7 protein-coding genes and 1 rRNA gene are annotated in these 6,661 nt (G+C 54.8%); 6 read left to right on the plus strand and 2 right to left on the minus strand.

Translation table 11 applies throughout. The features are described from left to right. Nucleotides 1-48: 48 nt before the first annotated feature. A complete protein-coding gene (locus VEV40_RS16220; protein ID WP_324833830.1) occupies nucleotides 49-1,029 on the minus strand; it encodes a GlxA family transcriptional regulator in 981 nt (326 codons plus the stop codon). Between the two features lie 126 nt (nucleotides 1,030-1,155). Here VEV40_RS16220 and VEV40_RS16225 point away from each other — a divergent pair, with 126 nt between their 5' ends. The 5 genes from VEV40_RS16225 to VEV40_RS16245 all read left to right on the plus strand — a co-directional run bounded on the left by VEV40_RS16225 (nucleotide 1,156) and on the right by VEV40_RS16245 (nucleotide 5,714). After that, on the plus strand, nucleotides 1,156-1,728 hold the full coding sequence (locus VEV40_RS16225; RefSeq protein WP_324833832.1) for an OsmC family protein: 573 nt from the start codon (nucleotides 1,156-1,158) through the stop codon (nucleotides 1,726-1,728). Between the two features lie 59 nt (nucleotides 1,729-1,787). After that, nucleotides 1,788-2,360, plus strand: coding sequence for a hypothetical protein (locus tag VEV40_RS16230; RefSeq protein WP_324833833.1), 573 nt, complete (start codon nucleotides 1,788-1,790; stop codon nucleotides 2,358-2,360). A gap of 101 nt (nucleotides 2,361-2,461) precedes the next feature. Continuing rightward, nucleotides 2,462-3,460, plus strand: coding sequence for a cytochrome D1 domain-containing protein (locus tag VEV40_RS16235; RefSeq protein ID WP_324833835.1), 999 nt, complete (start codon nucleotides 2,462-2,464; stop codon nucleotides 3,458-3,460). A 73-nt stretch (nucleotides 3,461-3,533) separates the two neighbouring features. Beyond that, nucleotides 3,534-4,214 (plus strand): MarC family protein, encoded by a 681-nt coding sequence (locus tag VEV40_RS16240; RefSeq protein ID WP_324833837.1) that lies wholly within the window; start codon nucleotides 3,534-3,536, stop codon nucleotides 4,212-4,214. Between the two features lie 93 nt (nucleotides 4,215-4,307). Continuing rightward, the gene (locus VEV40_RS16245; protein WP_324833839.1) at nucleotides 4,308-5,714 is read left to right on the plus strand and encodes a M48 family metallopeptidase; all 1,407 of its coding nucleotides are present in this window, start codon (nucleotides 4,308-4,310) and stop codon (nucleotides 5,712-5,714) included. A 41-nt stretch (nucleotides 5,715-5,755) separates the two neighbouring features. On the opposite strand, the gene VEV40_RS16250 is transcribed toward VEV40_RS16245, so the two are convergent. Continuing rightward, nucleotides 5,756-6,052, minus strand: a complete 297-nt coding sequence (locus tag VEV40_RS16250; RefSeq protein WP_324833840.1) for a hypothetical protein — start codon at nucleotides 6,050-6,052, stop codon at nucleotides 5,756-5,758. Between the two features lie 477 nt (nucleotides 6,053-6,529). Here VEV40_RS16250 and VEV40_RS16255 point away from each other — a divergent pair. After that, nucleotides 6,530-6,661, plus strand: a 16S ribosomal RNA gene (locus VEV40_RS16255); the annotation flags it as partial.

Consider the following 6,661-nt stretch of genomic DNA (forward strand, 5'->3'; position numbering starts at 1 on the left):
GACACATATGCGCGTCATTCTGACGACCGCAGGGAAATGAGGGAATCCCTAAATCCCGAACCTCTCCCGGTAGGCGCTGGGCGATACGCCAGTGTGGCGCTGAAACAGTGCCCGGAAGAAGACAGCATCCTGATAACCGACAGCTTCGCTGATCTCCTGCATTGTGTGGTGGCCGCCCTCCAGCATGCGTTTGGCGGCGGCAATCCGCAGCTTCTGTAGATAGGTCAGTGGGCTATCGCCGGTGGCTTCCTTGAAACGGCGTACGAAATTACGCATGCTCATGCCGACGCGTCTGGCTGGCTCGTCCAGGGGAAAAGTCTTTGCAAAGTTCTTGTGCATCCACTCCTGAGCGCTGGCGATGCTGTCGTCTGTATGGTCTGTTTTCAGCGGCACGACAGCGAATCCGGACTGCCATCCGCGTGGCGTCTCAATCAACAGCGCCTTTGCAGTCTGCATGGCGATTTCGTGGCCGCAGAAACGCTCCACCAGATAAATGCTTAGATCGAGCGATGCATTGACCCCGCCTCCGCAAAAGAAGCCTCGGTCCTCGGTGATCATCAGCTCAGGCATCCAATTTACATTTGGATATTTCTGTCGAAAGCATTCGGCCAGGCCCCAGTGCGTAGTGGCGCGTTTGCCGTCGAGCAATCCGGCGGCTGCAACCAGGCCCACGCCTGAGCACACGCTTGCAATGTCTATGCCACGACTGCTTCGCCGCTGCAGCCAGGGCACGATGGGGGCATTGCGCTCGACGACATCATCCACGCTGAGTCCTGTTGTTGGAACAAAGATCAGATCGGTCTTGCGGACATCCTTCAGCGCACAACTCGGCCGGATCTGAATCCCTCCATCACATCGGACCGGGCGGCCATCTGCTGATGCGGTTGTCACATGAAAGCTGGGAGCAGAGCGCGCTCCCGTAAGGATGTTCCACAGTGAACCGGCGTGACGAAAGATCTCCATCGGTCCAATCGCCGTGGAAGAAAACATCTGGTCGAGCAGCAGGACTGTAACTTCTTTTGCCGGCATTACCCACCTCGAAAACTGGTTTGAGCAGTTTGGCCGAAATACCTCTATAGGATGGCATATCTGCCACCTTGTGACGCATGAATCTTGCGCTTAATTTTTAGCTATCGGGCCCAAAAAGGAGGAAAGATGGCAACTGCAACAAAGCTGTCAACTGTGGTTAACGGAGTCATGGTGGATGATCTGTTCGCAACGATTCAGGCGGTCAAGGTAACACCCGCGATCGCAAAGTTCAAGTTCAGAGCTCGCAATCAGTGGGAATCCGGCAGCCGCAACAGATCGACCGTAGACGATTTCTATGGCGCCGCTCAGGAACGCTCTCGCTCTGAGTTGTTTGTTCTCGAAGCGGATGAACCGCCGGTGCTGCTCGGCAAAGACACGGCGGCAAACCCCGTCGAGTTTTTGCTGCACGCTCTGGCTGCATGCCTGACAACGTCGATGGTGTATCACGCCGCAGCCCGCGGCATTCAAATCCAGGAAATCGAATCGGCGCTGGAAGGCGATATCGATCTGCACGGGTTTCTCGAACTCGATAAAAACGTCCGCAATGGATACCAGGGAATCCGGGTGCAGTTCAGGATCAAGGCCGATGTGCCCGACGAGCAGATCGAAGAGATCGTGAGGCTCGGCTCGGCACATTCACCGGTTTTCGATTCGCTCATGAATGGAACGCCCATCTCGATAACGGCAGAGCGGATGTAAGCCCAGGATTTTCAATGCATACGGGCCCCAGGAATGCGAAGGATAAAAAGGAGAAAGTAATGACAAGCAATATAAGCTCAGTGCTCAAGATAATCGCGGGCAATCTGCGATGGATCTTCATAAGCGCGATTGTGATTGGTGCGCCGATTCTCGCAATCGCACAAGATTCTAGTCACAATCACGATCACGAAGTCCCGGCGAAACTTGTACAGGTGGTGCGCGAAAACACGGCGCAGTTCCTAAACGTGAACAATCTCAGAGGGACTGGATACGCGCCCGCGTTCGGCTGCGTCAGCGGCCCTGATCATGGTGCTATGGGAATCCACTACATCAACATGGGTCTGGTAGGAGACGGCGCGCTGGATGAGCGCGCACCTGAAGCGCTGATCTACGAACCGGTGGGGAAAGCGCGGCGGCTTGTGGGGGTCGAGTACATCGTGGATGCAACCATATGGCTGGCAGCTCACGACAATGCGCCGCCGCAGCTCGAAGGTCAGGATTTCCAGTTCGTGGATGCGCCAAATCGGTTCGGCATTCCCTCGTTTTTTGAGTTGCATGTTTGGGCGTGGAGAGACAATCCGCAAGGCGCTTTTGTCGACTGGAACAACAATGTGAGTTGCGAAGGTCAATAAACACTAAACTGCAGAAGCGCCGGGGATATTCATCGTCGAGTTGGTCTTCCCTGGCGCCGTTCGCTGCCTGGCGCCGCCATGATGTGATACATTCGCGGGCAATGCCAAATTCCAGACTTTTATTGCTCATGTTATGCGCGGCCCCGCTTGCATTGATAGCGCAGAGCGCTCCGCACGCTGTCCTGCTGGTTGCCAATCAGACAAGCCAGAGTCTCAGCATCATCGATCCGGCGACAGAGAAGCAGATTGCCGCTGTCCCCGAAGACAGCTACACCGGCCATGAAGTGGCAGCATCGCCTGATGGAAAGCTCGCGTTTGTGCCCATCTATGGCAATTCAGGCGTGGGCAGGCCCGGCACTGACGGTAGCACAATGGACGTGATCGACATTGCCAGTCGGAAAGTCGTCAAGACTGTGAGCTTCGGTCATGGAGTGCGCCCGCACAAGCCGATTTACGACCCCAATAGCGGGCTGCTCTATGTGACGACGGAAATCGACAACTCGGTCACAGCTATCGATCCGAAGACGCTTAAGATCGTTGCGTCGATTCCTACGGGCGCGGCCGAGTCGCACATGCTGGCGATTACCCGCGACGGGCATTACGGCTATACCGCGAATGTCGGGCCGGGGAGCGTTTCTGTTCTTGACCTTAAGGCGCACAAGACCGTCACAGTCATTCCGGTGGCGAAGACGGTGCAGCGCATCTCGTTGTCAAATGATGACAAGCTGGTCTTCGTAGCTGACTATTCTCAGCCGCGGATGGCGGTGATTGATACGGCAACCAACAAGGTGAAGTCGTGGATTGAACTGCCGTCGATTGGTTACGGCACTGCATCAACGAAAGATGGTAAATGGCTGCTGGTGGCGCTCACTTCTGCGAATAAGGTTGCAGTCGTCGATCTCTCCACGCTGAAGGTGGCGCGAACGATCGATGTGCCGCAGGGGCCGACCGAGATTCTGGTGCGGCCCGATAATGGTGTGGCTTATGTTTCCTGCGGGCACAGCAACCAGGTGGCGGTCATCGATCTTGCAGCCTGGAATGTCAAAACTGCAATCGATGCCGGCAAAAACGCGGATGGCCTGGCCTGGTCACGGTTTTAATTGAATCCGTGATTTTCTATGCCTCGGCTACCTGTAGCGGATGGGCACAAAGATACAGTAACTTCAATGGAATATGTATGGCCCGGCGAATACGGCGCTGCATGAACTGCAGCACTCGACTTATGTGCGGTTTTCGCTGCTGGCCTTCAGCTCCATCTTCTTTCTTGTCGACCCGTTTGCCGCGATCGGGTCGTTTCTTGCAATTACCGCGGGTGCGGAGGCCAAGCGCCGCAGGCGCATGGCCTTCAAGGCTTCGCTGACCTGTTTTATTGTGCTCACGGCCTTTGCTTTTGCCGGGCAATTTATTTTCAGTCTTTTCGGCATCAAGCTGCCCGCATTTGAGATTGCTGGCGGCCTCATTCTTCTGCTGATCGGCATTGACATGCTGGAGGCAAAGCGGTCGCCGACGCAGGAGTCGTCCGACGAAACAACAGAAGCAGCATCCAAAGAAGATGCAGGAATTGTGCCGCTCGGTATTCCCATGCTGGCCGGGCCGGGCGCGATTTCGAGTGTCATGGTGCTGGTTGGACAGGCCCCGAACCACTGGCAGATGTTTGCCATCATCGGTTCGATTGCGATCACCGCCGTCGCCAGCTATGGCGTGCTGAATGGCGCGGATCGTGTGCGCGGCATTCTGGGCGAGACAGGAATCCGCATTCTTGTGCGCATTATGGGACTTCTGCTGGTCGCGCTCGCTGTGCAGTTCTTCGTGAACGGATTGACTGACCTGGGCGTGATTGCGCGGCAGGATTGAGGGCTGCCGTTTAAGCGTTAGCGTGTCCTGTGTGCGTAGTCGAGGGCGCTTCGCGCAGCAATAAATTTACTGCATCCAAAAGCGTGTGTGCATATGACGAGAATTAGAATCCATTGGCTTGCTGTTGTGCTGCTTGCGTTTTCAGTAGTCATGCCGGCACATGCGCGTTTTGTCCAGCCGCCGCCGTGCAAGAATTCCTTCACTCCTGATCGCGAGATTGTCGAAGGAAAGAAGGCGGAAGCGCAGGTTTACAAGCAAATGCCGATACTGCCGGATTCGAGCCCGGTGACCCTATATATCCAGCAACTGGGCGCGAAGCTTGTGCAGGCTGCACCGGCTTCTCCGTGGCACTATTCATTCCATGTCATCAACCAGGCGGACATCAATGCGTTTGCGCTGCCTGGCGGGCCGATTTTTGTGAATCTGGGGACGATTCAGGCTGCGGAGACTGAGGCGCAGCTTGCGGGTGTGATGGCGCACGAGATTTCCCATGTGGTGATGTGTCATGCGACTTGCAATATTACGAAACAGCAATCTCAGGCGCCGTGGTGGGCGCTGGGTCAGCTTGCGGCTGGAGTTCTGCTGCCTGGCGCAGGCGGCGCACTGGCGGCGGAGGGAGTGGGCGCGGCAGCTGGTATGACTTTCTTGAAGATGGGCCGCGATGCGGAGAAACAGGCCGATTTGATGGGCACCGACATTGCCTATGACGCCGGGTACGACCCGCGGGGTATGGTGCAGTTTTTCGAGATTATTCAGGGCAAATACGGCAATGGCGGCTCGCAGTTTTTGAGCGACCATCCCAATCCAGGGAACCGGTCAGAATATGTAAATGCTGAGATTGCAACACTTCCGCCGCGTCCGCAATGGCTGAAGACCACGCCTGAGTTCCAGAAGATTCACAAGCTGGCGATGGGTATGCATGCGTATTCGGCGAAGGAAATTTCAAGTGGCACGTGGCGAGGCAAGAGCGGGAGTGTTCCGCCTCCGATAGATGTGCAGCCTAATGATTTTCAACCGAATGGACAATGGACTCTGCTCGATGGATCTGGGTTTACCGTGCAGTATCCGGCGAACTGGCAGGCTGTAGAGAAGGCAGATGCAGGCACAACCATTGCCCCACCCAATGGCGTCGCGACGTCTGCAAGTGACAGCAATACAGTGATTTATGGCGTAATCATTGATGATTTCCAACCTCAGCAGGGAGCCGACCTGGGAACGGCAACGCAGCAATTAATCGTCTCGATTCAGCAGGGAAATACGAGGCTCAAAGAGACGACCAGCGTCGACCAGATTCGGGTGAACCAGCGCGATGCCAGGAGCGTGGAGTTTCTGAACCAGGGAGAATCGGCAGGTGGCGCAAGCGAACGCGATTGGCTGGTGGCTGTTGCGCGCGATGATGGATCGCTGAGTTATCTGGTGTTTGTGGCTCCGCAGAAAAACTTCGAGATGCTGCGGCCTACCTTCGAGCAAATGCTGCGAACGTTCAAGGTGAAGAGCTAACCGCAAATGCTCCAGCAGCTGAAAGCCGCATAAACACTGGCTCAGCTTGACTTTTCAACAGCATTCCCGGTTTTCAACAGTTGCAGCAACCTGCCCGGATTGGTAATATTCACTTTGTCGCTACGAGATAAAGAAAGCGCTGATGAGGCGCTTGTTTCTGTGGGCGGATGAGCTTGCACGATGCGCTTGTCTGCGATAAGATAATAAGCGATACGAAAGTAGTAGGAAGCTTGCTTCGCTCCCGGCCCAGAGTAGAGGCCTGAGTAGATAGCGAAGCCTAAAGTGATGGTTCGACAGTCGCAGTAAGCGACATATTCAGAGCGAACAATCCATTGCAAATAAGGAGTAATTCTCCTTCAGGGCTCAAATGCCCGGTCGCAAGCTACGTCTTGCGATGGATCTTTCAAAGTTTAGCGCTGTGCGGAACTTTTCGGAGTTGAATTTTGACTCTGGCGAAGAAGCAATGAGCGGGAAATCCTGATGGATTGCGCTTGTGAAGCAGGTCGTGAAAAGGTAAACAAAAAAGTTTGCCAAAACGTTTGACGAACGCTTCAAACTTCGATAGTCTTAAAAAGTTCGCGCAAAAACGGCGCAACAAGTTCGAGGACGCGTGATTCGGTCACGCTCTCGATCCAAAAACAGCCTGCTCAGGCGGTGTCTGTTGAGGATCTTTGACAATCAGGTTGAACATGCCAGTCGTGAGAATGGAAGAAGATCGGTTTGATCATTCTCACTATATTGTGCTCTGCAATCTTTCGAGCATTGCAGGGCGATTGCATCTCTGACCTCCGTCAGTTAGATGCAATCATCAGGTTTCAAACGAGAGTTTGATCCTGGCTCAGAATCAACGCTGGCGGCGTGCCTAACACATGCAAGTCGAACGAGAAAGTGGAGCAATCCATGAGTAAAGTGGCGCACGGGTGAGTAACACGTGACTAACCTACCCT

The sequence above is a fragment of the Alloacidobacterium sp. genome, from assembly GCF_035631355.1.
In the GTDB taxonomy this organism is placed as follows: Bacteria; Acidobacteriota; Terriglobia; order Terriglobales; family Acidobacteriaceae; genus Alloacidobacterium.

Bases quoted from the DNA above. Each gene is read 5' to 3' on its own strand.
- VEV40_RS16220 (WP_324833830.1), bottom strand. From the start codon at position 1,029: ATGCCGGCAAAAGAAGTTACAGTCCTGCTGCTCGACCAGATGTTTTCT.
- VEV40_RS16225 (WP_324833832.1), top strand. From the start codon at position 1,156: ATGGCAACTGCAACAAAGCTGTCAACTGTGGTTAACGGAGTCATGGTG.
- VEV40_RS16230 (WP_324833833.1), top strand. From the start codon at position 1,788: ATGACAAGCAATATAAGCTCAGTGCTCAAGATAATCGCGGGCAATCTG.
- VEV40_RS16235 (WP_324833835.1), top strand. From the start codon at position 2,462: ATGCCAAATTCCAGACTTTTATTGCTCATGTTATGCGCGGCCCCGCTT.
- VEV40_RS16240 (WP_324833837.1), top strand. From the start codon at position 3,534: ATGTATGGCCCGGCGAATACGGCGCTGCATGAACTGCAGCACTCGACT.
- VEV40_RS16245 (WP_324833839.1), top strand. From the start codon at position 4,308: ATGACGAGAATTAGAATCCATTGGCTTGCTGTTGTGCTGCTTGCGTTT.